Below are 19,172 nucleotides of genomic sequence, written 5' to 3' on the forward strand. Positions count from 1 at the left end.
GACGGTACCGCAAGGTGCCGTCTGTTTGTCTATTGCGATAGGAGAATGAGTGAAAATGAGTACGATGAATTCGGGTTTACATTGCACGATTTCAGCAGAGATGTTGCATCATCTGGTAGAGATTCATTTTGGGACCGATGTCATAGTGAAGGATTTCTCACTTTTACAAGGTGGTCTTTTTAATACGACGTATCGAATTCAGCTTGAACATGCACCGATTGTAGATGTAATACTGCGTTTGGCCCCAGAGCGGGTAGAGACACTCTCCGGTTCTGCAAGCGATCCGTTATTTTCATTTGAACGCACGATGATGGCGGCCGAACCGATTGTTTATGAATATTACCGCAAGGCAGGTATTCCTGCTCCCAACATTATGGTGTGTGATAACAGCGGATCGGTCATTCCGAGAACGTACATGTTCATGGAATTTATCCCTAGCAAACAGCTGGACGACCCTTCCATATCAGAAGAAGAGAAAAAGCGATTGTACCATCAACTTGGCACGAATACCGCGATTATGCATCAGATTGAGGGTGCTAAATTCGGCTGGCCGCAAAGCGATGGTACGATCAAAGGCTCGGAGCACTGGTCCGAGGTGTTGCGCGCTTTTGCAGAAGAAACGGCACTCAAAGCGGCACAAGCTGAGTATATGCCCGGTGTAGGGGAAGAGATCATAACTATTTTCATCCAAAATAGGGATTTATTCGATCAGGTGACGACTCCGGCCCTTGTTCATAATGATCTGTGGGAAGCCAATGTGCTTGTTCGTGAAGAACAAGGTGAATTGAACATTGCGGCCATCATTGATGGGGATCGTTCGATGTTTGCCGACAGGGAATTTGAGGCCATATTATCGACAGACTCCGCAGATTTTCATACAGGATATGGCTGTTCGCTGGATTCATCTGCTGAAGGACAGGCACGCAGGCTAGCCTACAGGTTATTGTCTTCCTATTTCAATGCCTACGTGCATGAGCATCAGGTCGACCAACCTGAAGAGGGACAGAAGTTTCACCAGCGTACACTGGATCTGCTGGAGCAATGGAAGCAACTCAATTGACATGTCTGAATAAACAAACTCGGAAACAACCACAATAATGCAGATGTGTGTAGAATCTGTAAAGGTGGTTGTGGTATGAACGATAAAAAGTGGGACCTCGTCGCACTTGCTTCCATCCCTTTAATTATGACCTTGGGAAACTCCATGCTCATACCGATCTTGCCACAGATCGAACGTGAACTGAAGGTGTCTGCATTCAAGGTCAGTATGCTCATTACAGTCTACGCTGTTGTTGCCATCCTGCTTATTCCGCTCGCAGGATATTTGTCCGATCGTTTTGGCAGAAAAGTAGTCATTATTCCCAGCCTCATCATCGCAGCCGCCGGAGGTGCTGTTGCAGGGATAGCAGCATGGATTCTGGACGGAAATGTGGCCTACTGGACGATTCTGGGAGGCAGGCTATTACAAGGAATCGGCGCAGCGGGTGCATTCCCCATCGTCATCCCATTGGTCGGAGACATGTTCGATGATGAGGACAAGGTAAGCAAAAGTCTGGGGATTATTGAGACGTCGAATACGTTCGGTAAAGTGTTAAGTCCAATTCTGGGTGCAGCGCTGGCTGTATGGTTGTGGTATTCACCATTTATGGCTATTCCTGTTCTTTGTTTGCTTTCACTGATCCTGGTTATTTTCCTGGTGAAAACACCCAAGAAAAAAGAAAAACCTCCTACCATTACAGAATTTGTGGCTTCCATTCGGGATGTACTGAAAGAAAAGGGACGCTGGCTATATGCGTTGTTTGCGATCGGCGGAATCTGCATGTTTGTCATCTTTGGTGTACTTTATTATCTGTCCGAGACGTTGGAGAGCGAATTTGCCATGAAAGGTGTTGTTAAGGGACTTGTTCTTGCTATCCCTCTAGCAATGTTATGTCTGTCTTCATTTCTGGCAGGAAAATGGATTGGGAAGAACAAAACAAGAATGAAATGGCTTGGATTCTCAGGACTTGTGCTTCTGACGGTATCCCTCGGCGTTATAGGGATTTTTGATAATATCTATGTTGTAGTGGGACTCTTCACATTGGGAAGTGCTGGAATAGGAGCGACGTTGCCGTGTCTGGATGCCTTGATTACAGAAGGTGTAGATAAGAAACAACGGGGTACAATTACGGCTCTTTTCAGTAGCATGCGATTCATTGGCGTATCACTCGGTCCACCTGTCGTGTCATTACTGATCGGCTCTCATCATTTTTTGCTTTTTGGTGTACTTGCCGCATCCGGAGCAGTGGGTGGACTGCTCACATTATTCGCAGTCAAGCCAGATAAGGGCGATCAGCCTACGTTAGGAAGCGGACGAAAACAGGATGAACGGCACATTGATAAGATCGAGACGAGCAGAGGATATGCACCCATACGTCGCAAGAAAAGTCCATTCTAACGAGTCACTCCCAGCAACGATTCATTACCGAACCGACTTTTAATTTTAATTGAATACTGTCTCAATAAAAAACGCGTTTACTCCTGAGAAAGTATCGATTTGCTTTCTCGGTGTAAACGCGTTTTTATATACAGTAGGATTGATTTAATTATTCAATCAATATTCATTCTTGTCGGCTTTTATCCGGCGGGTTCGTTTCGGTATTCCCGTTAGCTGGAACATGAGTATGAGCCAGAACAGGATGACTTTCTATGGCGAAGCTTCCGCTTCGTTTCCCCTGAATCAAATAAATGAGCAAGAACAGAATCATGAACATCACGGAATAACGATACATATCGGTATAACTGGTTATGGATGCAATGGCACCAAGAAGAAGCGCACCGGTGGCAATACCCAGATCTAGCGAGTTCAGAAACATGCCGTTAGCCATTCCCCGTTGAGAAGGAGACACAACCTGAATCATCCAGGTCTGTAGTGACGATTGCATGGAACCATACCCGATCCCGTAGATAAAGGCGGCAATGAACAGGATGGACATTGAAGTTGCGTAGGAGAGCATAATAAGTCCGCCAGCAATGAATATGGCTCCGGGTATGAGCAATGCTTTTGGACCTTTGCTGTCGTAGATTCGTCCCGCAAAGGGTCTGACCAATAGAACGGCGAGTGCGTTAAATAAAAAGAACAGTGCAGGATTAGCGAGGTTGGCTTCCTTGCCATACAAGACGATGAATCCGACAAGTCCACCATAGGTGATGGATAAGAGGCAATTCAGCACACTTGGGAGGATCAACTTGCGGTTGAAAGGCGTCTTCGGTCTGGTTTTCGTTCCCGAAACGGTTGTTAGAGCTTGTGGTGTTATATTCGCACTGCTATCGGTTCTGGCTGCTTTTTTACGTGTCAACGTATAACTTAGTGGATAGATGACAGCGATGACTCCGGCAGTACATAACATCAAGGTTACAAATCCCGCACCCTGAAGCAGCGTAACCCCTATAATTGGACCCATAGACATTGCAAGGCTTGTGGATAGCCCAAAATAACCCATGCCTTCACCCATTCGTTTGACGGGTACAATGTCCGAGGCCATTGTAGGAAAAGCGGTGCTACTCATACCAAATCCGATACCAAACAACATTCTTAGCAATAACAGAACAGCTATGCCAGCAGCAAAATAATAGCCGAGCGTTGCTAGCAGGGCCACGGATAGGCCAATATAGATCATGGCGTTGCGAAGGCCTTTCTCCAGTGCCTTCGCGGAATAAAGCCGGGCTGCAATGGCGCTTAATGCGAACAGACAGGTGAAGAGACTGACTTCAAACGCATTGGCATGGAATTGCTCCTGAACATAGGACGGAAGCGGAGAGACGATCATGTGCAGCTGCAAGAATAGCAAAAAGTTGCACAGCATCAGCAGAATAAAATCGGTAGTCCAAAGTTTAACTTGTGTAGATTGTTCTTTCATGTTGATGTATTCCCCCTGAGTTGTGATTCATTACAGATTGCGGTTAATGAGGGAAAGAGTATGTTTAAATGCTTCCATCTGGTCATCGGGTATACCTTCGGCAAGTTCTTTATTCATTTCTCTTTCGATCGGAACGAGGATATCAATTAACGCTTTGCCTTCCTTGGTGAGAAATAACAGATAAGCTCTGCGATCCTGTTCGCTGGTTCGGCGTTCCACCCAGCCTTTCTTCTCAAGCAGATCAATGATTCGTGCGGTAGTTGGTTGGTCTTTGAAGACTCGTGCAGCCAATTCTTTCTGGTTCACGCCCTCACCCCGGTCAACATTAAAAAGGACAGAAAATTGCTCTGTCGTAATATCATATGGTTTGAACCGCGTCGCAAGTAAGGCAGCGGCTCTACGGTGCGTGAAACCCAACATGAATCCGACGGATTGCTCCAGTGAATAGTCCATGTATTTGTGTACCCTCGCTTTCTGTTCAATAGAATGTCCTAATCAATTAGTTGTTATAACAACTATATGTCAAACAAGTATTTTTGTCAAAATGGATAATTCACATAGCACACGGAGGCAGGCGCGATGCAAAGAACCAAAAATCCTGATAGAATAGTAATGAAAACGCTTCTATCTAGTGAGAATCCAGATTATTTGTAGATTGTTAAAGTCCAATTCGCTCTAACTGATGTTGGAGATGACCAAGGAGAGCTGCGTATGCTGAAGAATATTCCCGCTATAATACCTCCAGAGTTGCTCAAAATCATGTCTGAAATGGGGCATGGGGATGAGCTGGTTTTGGCTGATGGAAATTTCCCGGCCGCCAGTCATGCCCGGCGACTGGTACGCTGTGATGCACTGGGAGTCGTCGAACTGCTGGAAGCCATCTTGCAATTATATCCATTGGATACCTATGCCGAACGTCCGGCTGCTGTCATGCAGGTTGTGAAAGGGGATCAGTTAATACCGATTATCTGGGAAGACTATCGCCGATTGATTGAAGAATACGAAGGGTTCACGGATGCGTTGGATCATGAAGAACGATTTGATTTTTATGAGCGTGCTTCCCGAGCCTATGTAATTGTTGCCACCGGTGAGCGTGCGCAGTATGCTAATCTCATTCTGAAGAAAGGCGTCATCTTTCCTGATTCTGATTCTTGTCAGCAACAGCAGAATGCGAAATCGAACTGAAGAATTATGGCAATTATGGCGACGGAGCAGCTGATGCTTTGGTCGCCTTTTTGTTTTTGACATTGCGTAGCCAGTAAACCAGAACGTACAAGATAGGCATCGACTCGATAAGCACGGTATAAACAGGAATCACATATGAACGGATCGCCAACTCGTAAGACGCGGCATCTCTGGCATATTGCATAACAATGGCGGCGGCGGTGCCCCCGATCAGATACACGACAGACTTCTGTTGTCTGACCCCACTTAGTTTGGAGAGACAGACAGATGCTACATATAGTAGAAACGAACTGCGGGTAAACATGGTTGTTGACCAGATAGCGATTAGCACGGGATCCAGATTATCCAGGAAATCTCCATATCTTGCGAAACGTATCATCTCCAGCAAAGGATAGCGAAGACTTGCGGCAACATACGGGCCAAAGTTCATGAGGGTAAACACCCAGAACACAACAATGAATATAACAACGGTTCCACCAGCGCATAACATGCTTTTCAGCATGGGGCGCCTGAATGCAATGGTCGGAGCGAGGAAAAGGAATAACATCCATTCGGAGAACCAGGGCATGGTTGCAAGTGAACCCATCACCAGCTCAGTCCAATCATGATGGGTTACCATCGCAAGCAATATTCCGGGATTCCCCCACCCCCAACAGCTGGAATAAGGAAGGTAGAAGTGAAGAGCTGCACCAGAAAAATGCCCTCTGACATAAATACAATGGTGACCAGTCCTGAGCGTGCAGTTAGACAGATGCATAGTAATGTAAGGGTTGATGTTAACCAAATCGGCGTCTGTGGAAGATACATTGATTGCAGAAAGATGATGAAATTCTCCACATCAATAGATATCAAATACAGACAGAGCAACACAATCATCCCAATGAAAAAACGATGCACAACCTTGCCCACGATATCCTCTCCAAAGGAAATCCAGGGTTTGTCCGGGTTAATGGAACCTAAACGGTATGTGAAGAAGAGAAAGATCAGACTGATTAGAAAACCTCCGATGGTAGATAACCATCCCTGATAGCCGCTCATTTTGAACAATCGTTGCAGAAGAAAGGCAACGGGTTCAGAGTACAGATAAACAAACATAAAGCGGTAGGCCTGTCCCGCGGTCAGATGGTTCATATACAATCTCCTCCCTTATTCAACCATACGATCAATCCAGCCAAAGACGAGCTGGATCACATCATTGGGATTAGGCCAAGCAGACCAGCTTACAGCCAGTGTGTTCCATATGAGAAAAAGACCAAGCAGTACGAAATAGGCCCATCTGATGGGTTTCTTACTTGTTTTTACCGAAGGCCAATCCAACAAATATAATCCTGCGAATACTAAAACAGCTAACACGGTTGTAACCTCCTTGGAAAGACCATTGAACGCTACCCTCAGATGAGCTAGAAGCTTGACTCCGAGCCGACAAATTGAATATTAATGTTCGTATTGACCTTATATTGAAGGTCGTTCTTTACGTACTTGTTCCATGTAGGACGAAGCTTGTCCCATAACTTTGGGTATTTCCATTCGAGTCTATATCCCAGCATCAATATATCGGCTCCTTGCTGTTTGGCGCGTTGAATCGCATGGTTAAGATGAGCGCTCATTTTTTCATTAGCTGCTTGTTCAATGTCTTTCAGACCAACAATGTCTTTGGCTTTTAGAACCGGGATCACGGAATTCAGCTCTGCTTTGCCTTGCAGATTGATGAGGAAGAGAGGTTCGCCATTGTGAATTTTTACTTGAATAACAGAATTCATGCTGTACATCGTCAGGCTGGCTTTTTGTTTTTGGGTTCGAACAGCCATGGTCATTGAGTCCAGTTTTTGTTCTGCCCAGGATACTGCACGTGCCTCATCGTCGGTCAGTGTTCCAACCATACGCATCTGTCTGAATATGGCGCCGCCAATCTGGCTGACCCACTTTTTGGATTCTCCCGCTTCACTAACCATAGAGACTTGTTGAGGACTAAGCATGGATGTGGCGAATCCCTGATTCATTTTATCTGCTGTAAATATGCTTAACATCTGGGTTTTTAACAGATTCTCCTCAGTCGAAAATTCCTGAAGCACATCACTGGGGCTTGCCTCAAATACTGGAGTTAAATCAGATATGTCCTTGGCTTTACCTTTAGCAACCATGACGTAGCTGCTCATGTGGAACAAGGGTTGACGTGCAATCCATTCCATCGTATCTTCAATCCCCTCACGTGCATAAGCTTCGCCAAAGACGATAACACGTGTATGGCCCCAGGAAATTTTGCGTGTAAGGTCTGTCTGAATTCTCTCTATGGCATCGGCAATCGTGGGTCCGGTAGCTGAAACTGCAGCATAAGGTTCTTTGCCTGATCCACTGCCTTCAGGAGAAATTCTGTTGGGGAGTGGCATGTTAAGCGTAAGCTTAATCTCTCCGGGCGTATCCGCCTTATCAACGTACATGGCAGTGACAAAGGTACGCTCATTAATCTCAACTTTGGACCAGCATCCGCTACAGAATAGACAGCATGTGAGAATCACGCCAACGTTCAGGAACCTGCGGAAGTTCATGATGTATCCTGCCTCGTTTCATTATCGGTGGTGTAGGCTTTAGTTCGCTTTTTCATCTGGAACCAGGGAACCCGAACAAACGTATCCTTGAAATCACGCAGTACTAGTGGAGCAAAAGGTTGCATGTAGGGAACGCCAAAGGAGCGCATACTGACCATATACCAATAAAGCAGATAGATGGAGATGACAATACCGAAAAGTCCCAACGTTCCGCCCATGAACAGGACAGGGAAGCGCAGCAGTCGGAATGCCAGTCCCAACTCGAAATGCGGAATAATGAACGCAGCAATACCTGTAATGGACACAACAATAACGAGTGGAGCTGACACTATGCCTGCCTGTACAGCTGCTTGTCCAATGACAATCCCGCCAATAATGGATACTGTCTGTCCAAGCGGCTTGGGAATGCGAATCCCCGCTTCTCGTAACCCTTCGAAGGTAATCTCCATAATGAGAGCTTCAATTAACGCTGGAAAGGGAATGTTCTCTCTGGCAGATGCAATCGTAATAAGCAGATTAGTGGGTATGATCTCGGGATGAAATGTGGTGACAGCCACATATACAGAAGGTAGCAAAAAGGCGATAACGGCAAAGAGTAACCGAATGATACGTATAAACGAAGCCGAATGAAACCGCTGATAATAATCCTCTGAAGATTGCATTAATGAGAAGAATGTGACTGGAATGAGCAGTGAAAACGGTGTTCCATCCTGCATGACTCCAATACGTCCTTCTACCAGTGCTGCGGCAACGGTATCTGGTCTTTCGGTATATTGATACTGGGGAAAAGGTGAAAGCGGGTGATCTTCCAGAAACTCAGATAGATAGCTCACACCCAGACTACTATCCATATCAATCTCACCCAGACTGGTTAATACATTCTCCAGAATGTCGGATTTGCATAATCCTTGGATATAAATGACAAAAACTTCGGTTTTGGTATATTTACCGATCGTGAATTTGATTGTTTTCAAATCAGGATGTTTGATCTTGTGTCTCAGTAGAGACATATTAACGTGAATGTCTTCAATAAATGCTTCCTGGGGTCCAACAACGACCACCTCGTTGGATGATTCCGGTACGGAGCGTTTCTGATAATTTGGAATCGAGAAGACGATCATGCCTGACATGCCTTCAATGTAAAGTGCGGCATTACCGGATACGATATCATCTACCAGAATTTCTGCCGAATCCCCCTGTCGGTTTTCGAGTGAAAAGAAGGTCCCGCTCACCACACGACCGATGAAGTCGGGGCTAATCTCGTTGCGTGCAGCTTCTTCGAGCAAAGGTTTGATAATGGCTTCACGCATGGACTGTGTGTCCACAATGGATTGGATATAGAGCAGAGTACAGCGGATCGGCCCGATCTGAAGGGGTTGATAGATCATGTCTGCTACGCCGATCAGGCGTGATTGTACCTGTAGAAGAATGCTTTCTTTCATAGTTCCCTTCCTCCTGACTGCTTTTGACTCTGTCAGTTATGAGCGTGACTATTAGTGTGCATTGCTTTGACTGAAATATACTCTTCGGATTGAATTTTGCGGTAATAGAGATAAACTACAAACTTTGATACAGATGATGAATGGGGGAAGGTAAGGGAGGTGTTTTACAATAAAAATGAAAATACATACTTGAGAAGATTGTCTCAATGCTAAAGGTGCACGGGATACCAAGTTCATGTATTATGAACTTATTCTATAAGAATACAGGGTAGGCCCGTAAAGTCGGGAAAGAGGGAGGGGAATCTTAACATGATGCAATGGATCGCCATGATCACAATGTTGATTGATCATATCGGAGCTGTCTTTTTCCCACATATTCTGGAGCTGAGGATCGTAGGACGTATTGCTTTTCCAATCTATGCTTTTGCAGTGTATATCGGTTATAAACATACACGAGACGTACGAAAATACATATGGCGTCTGTTCTGGATTGCGTTGATATCGCAAGTACCGTTCATGGCTGCTTTCAATCATTACTCTCTGAACGTGGTATGGACCCTGTGGTCAGCCCTGCTGGTATTGCTGGTTCTCGATAAACTGCCATCACGCCTGTTAGCCATTCCGATCGTAATCGGAGCAGGGTGGCTCATGGAAGTGAGTCAGATGGATTATGGGATGTATGGGCTGTTATTAGTTCTGTTATTCCGTTATTTCCAAGGGCCTGTACTTGTAGTGGCACATGTAATATTAAACGTGCTGTACCTGATGCTGCACAACAGTTCAGTTCAGATGTATAGTGTGTTGGCAACCGCAGGCATCGCCATCGCCCAGTATTACCAATCAGGATTGCGCATGAAGGGGCCGCGATGGGTATGGCGTTATTTCTATCCGGCTCATCTTGCCATCATTGCACTAATCCGCTGGATGTAACAAGCTGATTCAAGATTATAGCAAAGCTGCAAATAAGCCACGTTCTCGTCAGTGAATGACGATGAACGTGGCTTATTTGTGTTACCTATTTTAACTACAGGCTATTGATAAAGTGAACGTATTCCTATGTTGTAGAAGTATCATGTTGCGGCCGAATCACAGCCGGGAAATACCCAATCTGAACGGCGTAATCCAACATCGCGGAGATGAAGCGATCATCCGTTCTCGCACATGTGATTCCGGCAGGTTCCACATAAGCAGTGGTTACAGGACAGGCGTAGACATACGCCGAATCCTTCGCACCGTCGCCTTCAAGTTGCGCAATGGCCAACTGTAGAGCTTCCGGCTCCTTGCTGATGCTGGCATCAAACAACCAACGGCTGTACTCCCCGAAAGGTAGCGTTTCAACCTCATAACCAGCCCGATTCACCGCACGGATTAACTCATCATACCGGATTGGCTCCGGATTACAGATGTGAAATACACGACCTGCTGTATCCTGACGTAATGCCAGATGAACGATAGCCTCACTGGCATAGTCGATAGGTGTGAAATCAACCATCCAGTCGGCGGCAGGAGCTTTGCCCAGCAATAACATCGCTTTGATCATCCGATAGAAAGCGTTGCTATCAATATTGGACTGGAAGCGTCCGGTCTGCGAGTGACAAGTGAGGTTACCTGCACGATAGATGCTGACAGGCACACCTTGCTCTGCAGCAATCATGATCACTTTCTCAGCTTCAAGCTTGCTGTCCGAATACAGGTTGTCCACATGCAAGTCAGCCGGGAAACGATCGTAGTTCAATGAGGATTCCCACTGTCCGCTGAGCGCCAGGTCTTCCGGAATACCCATCGTGGACACATGATGGAAGGAAGCCCCCGGTTTGCTGCGAATGAGATCCAGTAAAGCGACCGTTCCTTCCACGTTCGTTTTGGCGAACTGCTCGGCATCCCCGAAATGACGTACGTCTGCAGCACAGTGAATGACACGGTCAATTCGTTCTTTAACATAAGCCGTTTGTTCAGCCGAAAGACCGAGGTCAGGTTGTTCAAGATCCCCTTCAATGATTTCCACGCGATCTGCGAGTTGGTCAGTCAGTTGTTTTCCGAAATACCCTTCAAACACTTTAGTCAAACGTTCCATGGCAGTCATTCCATTGGTTGGGCGACGAATAAGGGTATAGATTCGTGTACTGGAGTTCAGAACTAACTGTTGCAGCACATGAGAGCCCAGATATCCAGTCGCTCCGGTCAGTAGCACATGCTCAGGTTCACGGATTACCGGATATCCGAGCTGGGATGCCAGTTCTACAGGATGTTCGGATAACTGTGTAATCCTGCCATCTCTTACGGCCGCAGGAGCAACTTCTGCTGTACTTTGAGAGAGTGTTTCCACACGACGGGAGAGAGCCCGAATCGTTTTTTCGGCAAAGAAGTCGGCAATGTTCAACTGAGGATAATGCGGCTTCAGAATGACCAGTACATGAATGACGCGGAGTGAATCACCACCGATGTTGAAGAAGCTGTCTTCGACACCGAAGTCATCGTGCTGAAGAATCTCTTTCCATGCGTCCAGAATAACGGATTCCGTCGCCGTTTCTGGCATCACCCGGTCAGGGCGATCTACATGTCGTTCCACATGAGGCATGGATACCATCGCTTTACGATTGATTTTCCCGGTCGGTGCAATCGGCATGTCATCCAGCTGACAGATCCATTTCGGTACAAAATAAGAAGGAAGTTTCTCGGTCAGTTCTGCCTTGATGTCCGAAACAGAAAGGGTACTGCCATCTTTCGATGTGAAATATCCAACCAGCATATTTTGTCCGTCCGATTCTTTCTTCGGAATGACCGCAACATTCTGAATCTGAGCAAGGCGGGCAAAGTGATCCTCAATCTCCCCGATCTCAATCCGGTGACCGCGAATTTTCAATTGAGAGTCACTGCGACCGACATATTCCAGCAACCCGGTATTTAGCAATTTGGCAATATCACCGGATTTATATATCTTTTCACCCATCGCAAACGGATTTTCAATGAATGCCTGCTCTGTGCGCTCTGGCTTATTCAAGTAACCTTTGGCGAGTGCAGGTGTAGCGATATAGACCTCACCAGGTACGCCTACTGGACAGAGCTGTTGTTCTTCATTAACAATATATACTTTGTAGTTATGAATCGGTTTACCGATGGGGATGCTAACCACATGTTCGGAAACCTGTTCACTGATGCGGTGAGTGGCGGTGGCTACTGTACATTCGGTAGGCCCGTACACATTCACAATATCAATCTGGTTTCCGAATTTGCGCTGGAAGGCACGAACCTGTTCACCATAGAGAGCTTCTCCGGCTACGGTAACGATTCTGACTTTGGTCAGCTTGTGGAAACCTTCATCGGACAAGTAGGAAGCGAGCTGATTGAAGAAGATCGTAGGCAATATCGTAATAATCGTTGTGCCTGTTCGCTCAATTGCACTTGCGAATTCTTCAACAGATACACGCTCATCTGCAGACAACAAATATAATTCTGCTCCATAGAACAAGGCGCCAATGGTATCCCACACGGATGCATCGAAGCTGTATGTAGCAAACTGGGTTAATACATCACCTGGCTGGATGTCACAATCACGCTGAACCACACTGCCAAGATTGGTAACACCCCGATGGGCGATCAGTGCACCTTTGGGTTTACCGGTAGATCCTGACGTATAGATGATATACGCAAGATCATCTGGCAGAATACCGAGATTAGGGTTACTTGCTGCAAATCCGGCTAGACGACCATCCACAGATAGAATCTGGCGGACCGTAGCAATGCTGGAGAATAGACTGGATGCTTTCGCATAAGAGGCTTCCGTTGTCAGAACGAATGAAGATGCCGTATCTTCTACAATATAGCTGTTACGTTCTTGTGGATGCTCAGGGTCGATTGGGACATATGCACCACCAGCCTTCAGAATACCAAGCAGGGAGATGATGGTCTCCAGACTTCGATCCATATAGATACTGACGAATTCCCCTTTCTGCAATCCATTGGATATCAGAACACGTGCGACCTGATTGGCTCGTTCGTTCAATTCTCTGTAGGTATACCGTGCAGATGGGGATGTAATCGCCGGTGAATCTGGATAAGCTGCAGTCGTTGCTTCGAACCAGCCATGAATCGTCTGATTCGCTGGTTCGATTACGGAAGTATCATTCATTTCTCTGTACAACAATCGATCTGAGGCCGAAAGGATATCTACTGCACCGATTGCTTTATCACGATCGCGCAAGAGGGCGAGTAGAAGAGTCTGATAATATTCTGCATATCTCAGTACGGTGGACTCTTTCAAAAGTGAACTGTCATAGAACAGATCGAGAATGAGCAAGCTCTGATCATCCCGAATGTTCCAATTCAATATTTGTGGAGCTTGAGGCAACTGTACGCTATTCAGCATAAACAACGTTTCAGGATATCCACCGGTTTGCAGCGTATAATCGATCTTGAGCTGCTCTGAAACCTGATGACATAGTTCGCTGAAGGTCAATTGGCCCTGAATCTGTAATGAAAGATAGGAAGCTGCCTGATCGGGAGCAAGGACACCTATGGCAAGTTCCGGTTCAGCTGACAATCGGAATAACAAGGCTGCATAAGCTGAGAGGAGTGCCGGGTACACCATCTGTTCTCCAAACTTCTGTTTAAGTTCATGACTCAGAGAAGCTTGTAATGTAATTTGAGCAGAATCATAAGAGAATGATTGTTGACGTCGCCCATAATCCAGTGGAATCTGAAGAACTGGCAGGCTGGATTCCATGGAATGGGAAGATGATGTTTGGTTTTCAATCACTTCAGTTATTCCTCCTTGGTTTAAACCGAATGTTTGTGGATTTGAATTATTGTTTGCTTACATTGAAATGAGAGATCAGTTCCTGTAGTTCCTCAGACATGCCATTCAGTCGTGTGGAAGAGTCTACCAGTGTAATCAAAGAGGCTTTTTGCTCATCAACAGATGAGGAAATTTGTTCACTGCTGTCTGCTGTTTTACTTACGCTGGAAGACAAGTCATCAGCTGTAGCGGTCATTTCCTCCGTACCCGCAGAGATTTCTTCCGTAGCACTTGAAACTTCCTGAATCTGGTTGGAAACTTTTTTCGCTGCTTCCAGAATATCTTCAAACAACTGACCTGTTTGTTCGGCTACGCTAAGCCCTGTATCTACTTCTGACGTACCTTGTTCCATGGCACGAACAGCTTGTTTGATTCCAGCCTGAATCTCTTGGATCAACACGCCAACCTGGCTAGTCGCTTGTTCAGACTGCTCGGCAAGTTTGCGTACTTCACCTGCGACAACGGCAAATCCTCTTCCTTCTTCACCAACACGCGCTGCTTCAATGGATGCATTGAGAGCAAGCAAGTTCGTTTGGCTGGAGATTCCTGAGATGATATTGAGAATATCGCCGATTTCCTGTGAGCGACTCTCAAGTACTTCAATGGCAGAAGCGGTATTCTTCACCGATTCCGTAATCAGGTTCATCTGCTCGGATACCTGACGGACCACGCTGTTACCTTGCTGTGAACGACGTTCCATTTCATAGGCTTCATCCGCTACACTTGCTGAGCTGCTGGCAATGGTCTGGATTACGGTAGCCATCTCAGACATGGCGCGCGCACTATCCCGGGTTGCCTGCTCCTGTGAACGAATGTTAGAAGTGATTTGGGTAACGTTGTTATTGATGGAATCCGCGTTCTCACTGTTTCGTTCGGAAACTTCATATAGTTCTTTGGCAGATTGATTCACTTCTTGTGATGTGATTTGTACTTTAACGATCGTATCGTTGATTTTGCGAACCATCGTGTTGAACTTCTCGTTAACGAGTCCCAGATCGTCCTTGCCTGTCGGAATGTTGACATTCAAATTACCCCGACTTACGTCATCAATTCCTTTGATTAAGTGACGAATAGGGGACAGCGTGTTTTTAACAACAAGATATTGAATAATCAGGAATAATAACAAGAAGGCAATCAGGATGATAATTCCGTTCTTGAGCAATGAGTTTAATCCTGCAGGTACGGCTGTTGCATCCGCATCAACGGCGAAATAAGAGAAAATCTTACCGTTGCTATCTTTGATTGGATAAGCAATCGTAGTCCAAGTTCCGAAATCATCGGAATAGAACGTTGTAAATGTAGGTCGATCCGTATTGATCATTTCTTTCAGTGCATTGGCTACCACCACGGGCTGCTCATACATGTCACCGATATTTACATTCTCGCTTTGAAAAGCCTCTCTAAGGTTGGTCGGCATCGCTACAAGGGAAGTTAACCTCTTGTTGTCACCACCGAGCTCAACACCGAAGATGTAGGCTTGTGCAATGTTAGGATAATATTGTTGCATTTCATCAAAATACGCTCGTAATTTGGTTTGTGTTGTTCCATCATAGTTGCCTTCCGTAATAGCAGCTTGTACATCAGTGGGATTGATATCTTCAGCCCACTTCTTGGTGATTTGTGCCACCTGTCCATGCAACTGATCAACAAGAACGGTTTTCTGAAAATAATAACTGCTTGCAATCAGTGCTACCCCGATGATAATGATATTAGTAAAAGAGAGTAACAGATTTTTGGAGAAAAACGACATGCTCTTCCAACTTAATGATTTCACTAAATTCCACTCCTGATCTTCTTTAAATTAAGAAACTTTAGGGTTGCTTTGGTACAGTGAACTACATCATTTCGTTATCCCCTCCAAGGAAATTTGTGCGACAATGGTCTTGGTTTTTCAGACGCTAAGTAGAGACTTATGTATCGTTTGAACCAAGTGTCTAATTATTAAAGCACATCTATAACTAATATGTCGTATAAAATGTCGTTAAATTGAATAGTTTCGTTAAAAGTTTTTTAATATTTTACGTATTTATGGACATATCAGGTGAAATATAGGTATTTAGAACTGTTTATTTAAAAATTTACCATTTCTTTACTTCATTCTGTATTCTATAACATGACGGGTAAAAATACATCCTTAAACATGGGAAAAGAATAGCTTGCCGAGATGCAACAGAAGGCATGGATATACATCGGAAGCGGTTTTATCTATAATAACTACATATGCATTTCTCAAATTATGAGCAGGCGGGGGTTTATAGATGAATCTTAAACAGATAGCAGCGGAGCGTGCAGCAGAATATGTTGAAGATGGAATGAAGGTTGGATTAGGTACAGGTTCAACGGCTTATTATGCCATCTGCCGAATCGGTGAGCGGGTACGTGACGGACTGAATATTCAAGCGGTTGCCACTTCTGAAGCTTCGGACAAGCTTGCCCGGGAGTGGGGCATCCCCATTGTTCCGTTTGACCAGATTGGACGTCTGGATCTGACCATTGACGGAGCAGATGAAGTAGATCCCGAATTTAACCTGATTAAAGGTGGCGGTGGGGCTCTTTTGCGTGAGAAAATCGTGGCAGCCAATAGTGACAAATTAATTATTGTAGCGGATGGCAGCAAAGCAGTACAAAAGTTAGGGCAATTCCCATTGCCAGTTGAGGTAGTTCCATTTGCTTCAGAGTGGACCTTCCAGGCGCTTGAGGAATTGGGATGCCAGCCGCAGTGGCGGATGGATGGACAGGAACGTTATCAGACGGACAACGGAAATCTGATTGCGGATTGTCATATGAAAGTCATTGATCATGCAGCGGAACTTAATGTTCAACTTAATATGCTGCCGGGTGTCGTTGATAACGGACTTTTTGTGGGTATGGCGAACACCGTTATCTTAGCGAAAGAGGACGGCACGATTGACGAGCTTCATCGTTCTTAATAACGTGCCGTATGGTTCGCGGGGAGTACTATGATTCAATTCGTATGGGAATGCTTCGCGAGGAGTGGGAGCAACAGCTGTCTTCAGATGCAAGCCGAAATGTAAACAATTGATGGAGGATTATTGAAATGCTGAACACGGAGGACAACCGGGAACTGTCTTTACAGTTATTCGTGGTTCTTGCTAGGGCCTACAATTCTGTGACCTCACGTTCCAATCGGGACATTCAGAGTCACGGACTGAATACGACAGAATTTGGCGTACTTGATTTGTTATATCATAAGGGACCACAGGCTTTGCAAAAGATCGGCGAAAAAGTTCTAATGTCCAGTGGGAATATTACGTATGTTGTAGATAAGTTACAGAATAAAAATCTACTGTTTCGCCGGCCCTCCAAGGAAGATCGGCGTGTCATCTACGCTGAATTAACCGAAGAAGGTAGACAATTGTTTACAGAGATATTTCCTCAACATCATCAAGTCATCATTGATGCTCTGGGCGGACTTGACCCGTCAGAAAAGGCGGCTGCGATTCGGATGTTGAAGAAACTGGGACTGGCAGCAGAGGGGAAAACTGACTTGCGTACATAGCGCAGGTCAGTTTTTTTTGTGAAACTTGAAGAGTACAACAGTTACTCGCTGAGTGACTTGCATGGTTCAATCTAATATAGGAAGATTGTTCTATACATGAATGGCGTGAATGAATGCTCCTCAAAAGTTCATGTATAATAAAATAGAAGTAATGTGAGCGATTGGGTGAGAACGGAAAATTCGAACTAAACAGGATTCACAATATAGCTTAAACGATTTAGCAGAAAGTGTACTCGTACAGAGTCCTGATCTGTTTACCCATTATATTGCTCGGCTGAAAGTTCTGCTTGCAGGTTATCAAGTATCGTCAGAGGATCTGGCCATCCTGCAACGGCACATGGAAAGTACGATTGCTGACTCAGCCAGCGACATTTTGCAATGTTGGCATGGCTCGCAATTAGGAGAGGAGTGATATGTTGTCTGATGAGAGCGAAGAGATTCAGAGGTTACGCAGAACGATTGAGCAATTATCCGATCAGATGCGGCTGGAACTGGAAGAATTGAATTTGCAAGAGACTATACATTATATTGTTCGTTTGCTCGAACCCCAAGTAAGGAAAAATGGAAATCAGTTGTCGGTAGACTGTGATTCCAGAATTTCTGCTCTACTTGAAGAGGATTCAACGAGAATTACACAAATACTTATCAATCTGATTCAGAATGCAAACCAATTCACCTCAGAAGGCTCCATACGGATACGAGTCACCCTTATTAAAGATGAAGAGAGTCGCCAAATCATCCGATTCGAAGTTGAAGACACGGGAATTGGTATCTCTGAAGAAGATCAGACCCGATTATTCCAACCCTACATGCAGAAAGAACGAGGGCGTTCGAAAGAGTATGAAGGAACGGGTCTTGGATTGTCGATCTGTAAGTCTCTTGTTACGCTTATGGGAGGTCAGATCGGGATCGACAGCAAGGAGGGGGAAGGATCTAGATTCTGGTTCGAACTCACATTTGGCAATAGATACGGTAGTGATTCTGCACGTAAGTCCGATACGGACTCTTCTCAGGAGTATCAGGATGAGTGTGAGAGTGGCGAAGCTCCTTCCGCATCCATCTTGCTGGCTGACGATAATGTTATTAACAGACAACTGGTTATGTTGCAACTCAAAAAAATGGGAATAACCCAAGTGCACGCTGTCCTGAATGGGGAGGAAGCTGTGGCTGCTTTTCTAAGCAATAGATACAGCCTGATTCTCATGGACAATAGGATGCCAATCATGGACGGATTGGAAGCAACACGCCAAATCCGCTCGATAGAAATGGATGAAATGCGTCATTCCACTCCAATTATTGCGATGACAGGTAACGTCATGCAGGGAGAGAAGGATAAATGTATGGAAGCCGGGATGAATGACTTCATAGGCAAACCGTTTACACTGGAAGTCCTGAGTGCGATGATCCAGAAGTGGCATCCATCATCTGAACCGGTAGAGATATTAAATATGAGAATCGTGCGTGAGATTGCCGAATTAAACACGGATGGTGATCGTAAACTCCTCGATATGTTATTGGACATGTATCGTTCCGAGACACCGGGTAAGATTGAAGTGCTGCGCAGACATATTGTGTCAGGGGACCATACAGCTGCAACCGAAGTAGCCCACGATCTGAAATCAGGAAGTTTGAGTCTGGGTATTCGGTATTTATCAACCTTATTTGCCCAGATCGAGCAGTTCGCCAAGGAAGGCCATCCGCGCAAAGCAGAACCATTGCTGGATGCTTTGCTTCCCGCCTATCAAACGGCATGTAGTGCTCTGCAACGAGTAAGCAAGGATTAAT

The 19,172-nt window shown here is 45.4% G+C and carries 16 protein-coding genes; 7 read left to right on the forward strand and 9 right to left on the reverse strand.

Annotation, left to right across the window (positions count from 1 at the left end; translation table 11 throughout):
- The first annotated feature begins 55 nt into the window (after positions 1-55).
- Both C0Q44_RS29145 and bcbE read left to right on the forward strand, forming a co-directional pair.
- The gene (locus C0Q44_RS29145; protein ID WP_105410637.1) at positions 56-1,060 is read left to right on the forward strand and encodes a phosphotransferase; all 1,005 of its coding nucleotides are present in this window, start codon (positions 56-58) and stop codon (positions 1,058-1,060) included.
- 75 nt (positions 1,061-1,135) lie between these two features.
- Entirely contained in the window at positions 1,136-2,437 is a 1,302-nt protein-coding gene (bcbE, locus tag C0Q44_RS29150) for a bacillibactin exporter BcbE (protein WP_105410638.1), read from the forward strand.
- A 163-nt stretch (positions 2,438-2,600) separates the two neighbouring features.
- Here bcbE and C0Q44_RS29155 read toward each other — a convergent pair whose 3' ends face one another.
- Both C0Q44_RS29155 and C0Q44_RS29160 read right to left on the reverse strand, forming a co-directional pair.
- Complete coding sequence (locus C0Q44_RS29155) at positions 2,601-3,899, reverse strand: MFS transporter (RefSeq protein ID WP_105410639.1); 1,299 nt, start codon at positions 3,897-3,899, stop codon at positions 2,601-2,603.
- 30 nt (positions 3,900-3,929) lie between these two features.
- Complete coding sequence (locus tag C0Q44_RS29160) at positions 3,930-4,352, reverse strand: MarR family winged helix-turn-helix transcriptional regulator (protein WP_105410640.1); 423 nt, start codon at positions 4,350-4,352, stop codon at positions 3,930-3,932.
- Positions 4,353-4,610: 258 nt separating this feature from the next.
- On the opposite strand from C0Q44_RS29160, the gene C0Q44_RS29165 reads away from it, so the two are divergent.
- Positions 4,611-5,084, forward strand: coding sequence for an RbsD/FucU family protein (locus tag C0Q44_RS29165; protein WP_105410641.1), 474 nt, complete (start codon positions 4,611-4,613; stop codon positions 5,082-5,084).
- 13 nt (positions 5,085-5,097) lie between these two features.
- On the opposite strand, the gene C0Q44_RS29170 is transcribed toward C0Q44_RS29165, so the two are convergent.
- From C0Q44_RS29170 to C0Q44_RS29190, 5 genes are read right to left on the reverse strand one after another with little or no spacing between them, the layout of a single operon-like run.
- Positions 5,098-5,703 carry a GerAB/ArcD/ProY family transporter gene (locus tag C0Q44_RS29170; RefSeq protein ID WP_181151221.1) on the reverse strand — a complete coding sequence of 202 codons (606 nt, stop codon included), beginning with the start codon at positions 5,701-5,703 and terminating at the stop codon, positions 5,098-5,100.
- On the reverse strand, positions 5,697-6,215 hold the full coding sequence (locus tag C0Q44_RS29175) for a GerAB/ArcD/ProY family transporter (protein ID WP_105410643.1): 519 nt from the start codon (positions 6,213-6,215) through the stop codon (positions 5,697-5,699). Before C0Q44_RS29175 ends, C0Q44_RS29170 begins: the two co-directional genes overlap by 7 nt.
- Before the next feature lie 15 nt (positions 6,216-6,230).
- Positions 6,231-6,437, reverse strand: a complete 207-nt coding sequence (locus C0Q44_RS29180) for a hypothetical protein (RefSeq protein WP_105410644.1) — start codon at positions 6,435-6,437, stop codon at positions 6,231-6,233.
- Between the two features lie 47 nt (positions 6,438-6,484).
- Entirely contained in the window at positions 6,485-7,630 is a 1,146-nt protein-coding gene (locus tag C0Q44_RS29185) for a Ger(x)C family spore germination protein (protein ID WP_105410645.1), read from the reverse strand.
- Positions 7,627-9,072 (reverse strand): spore germination protein, encoded by a 1,446-nt coding sequence (locus tag C0Q44_RS29190; RefSeq protein WP_105410646.1) that lies wholly within the window; start codon positions 9,070-9,072, stop codon positions 7,627-7,629. The genes C0Q44_RS29185 and C0Q44_RS29190 overlap by 4 nt, the downstream gene beginning before the upstream one ends.
- Before the next feature lie 309 nt (positions 9,073-9,381).
- Here C0Q44_RS29190 and C0Q44_RS29195 point away from each other — a divergent pair, with 309 nt between their 5' ends.
- Positions 9,382-10,002 carry a conjugal transfer protein TraX gene (locus tag C0Q44_RS29195; protein ID WP_258166621.1) on the forward strand — a complete coding sequence of 207 codons (621 nt, stop codon included), beginning with the start codon at positions 9,382-9,384 and terminating at the stop codon, positions 10,000-10,002.
- A gap of 124 nt (positions 10,003-10,126) precedes the next feature.
- On the opposite strand, the gene C0Q44_RS29200 is transcribed toward C0Q44_RS29195, so the two are convergent.
- The gene (locus C0Q44_RS29200; RefSeq protein ID WP_105410687.1) at positions 10,127-13,795 is read right to left on the reverse strand and encodes a non-ribosomal peptide synthetase family protein; all 3,669 of its coding nucleotides are present in this window, start codon (positions 13,793-13,795) and stop codon (positions 10,127-10,129) included.
- Between the two features lie 79 nt (positions 13,796-13,874).
- Positions 13,875-15,617, reverse strand: coding sequence for a methyl-accepting chemotaxis protein (locus C0Q44_RS29205; RefSeq protein WP_105410688.1), 1,743 nt, complete (start codon positions 15,615-15,617; stop codon positions 13,875-13,877).
- 508 nt (positions 15,618-16,125) lie between these two features.
- Here C0Q44_RS29205 and rpiA point away from each other — a divergent pair.
- The 3 genes from rpiA (at position 16,126) to C0Q44_RS29225 (ending at position 19,171) form a co-directional block, all read left to right on the forward strand.
- Positions 16,126-16,797: a ribose-5-phosphate isomerase RpiA gene (gene rpiA, locus C0Q44_RS29210; RefSeq protein WP_105410647.1), complete on the forward strand. Its 672-nt coding sequence runs from the start codon at positions 16,126-16,128 to the stop codon at positions 16,795-16,797.
- A 128-nt stretch (positions 16,798-16,925) separates the two neighbouring features.
- A complete protein-coding gene (locus C0Q44_RS29220; protein ID WP_105410648.1) occupies positions 16,926-17,387 on the forward strand; it encodes a MarR family winged helix-turn-helix transcriptional regulator in 462 nt (153 codons plus the stop codon).
- Positions 17,388-17,800: 413 nt separating this feature from the next.
- Positions 17,801-19,171 carry an ATP-binding protein gene (locus tag C0Q44_RS29225; protein ID WP_105410649.1) on the forward strand — a complete coding sequence of 457 codons (1,371 nt, stop codon included), beginning with the start codon at positions 17,801-17,803 and terminating at the stop codon, positions 19,169-19,171.
- Position 19,172: the final 1 nt, after the last annotated feature.

This window comes from Paenibacillus sp. PCH8 (assembly GCF_002968835.1).
Classification (GTDB): domain Bacteria; phylum Bacillota; class Bacilli; order Paenibacillales; family Paenibacillaceae; genus Paenibacillus.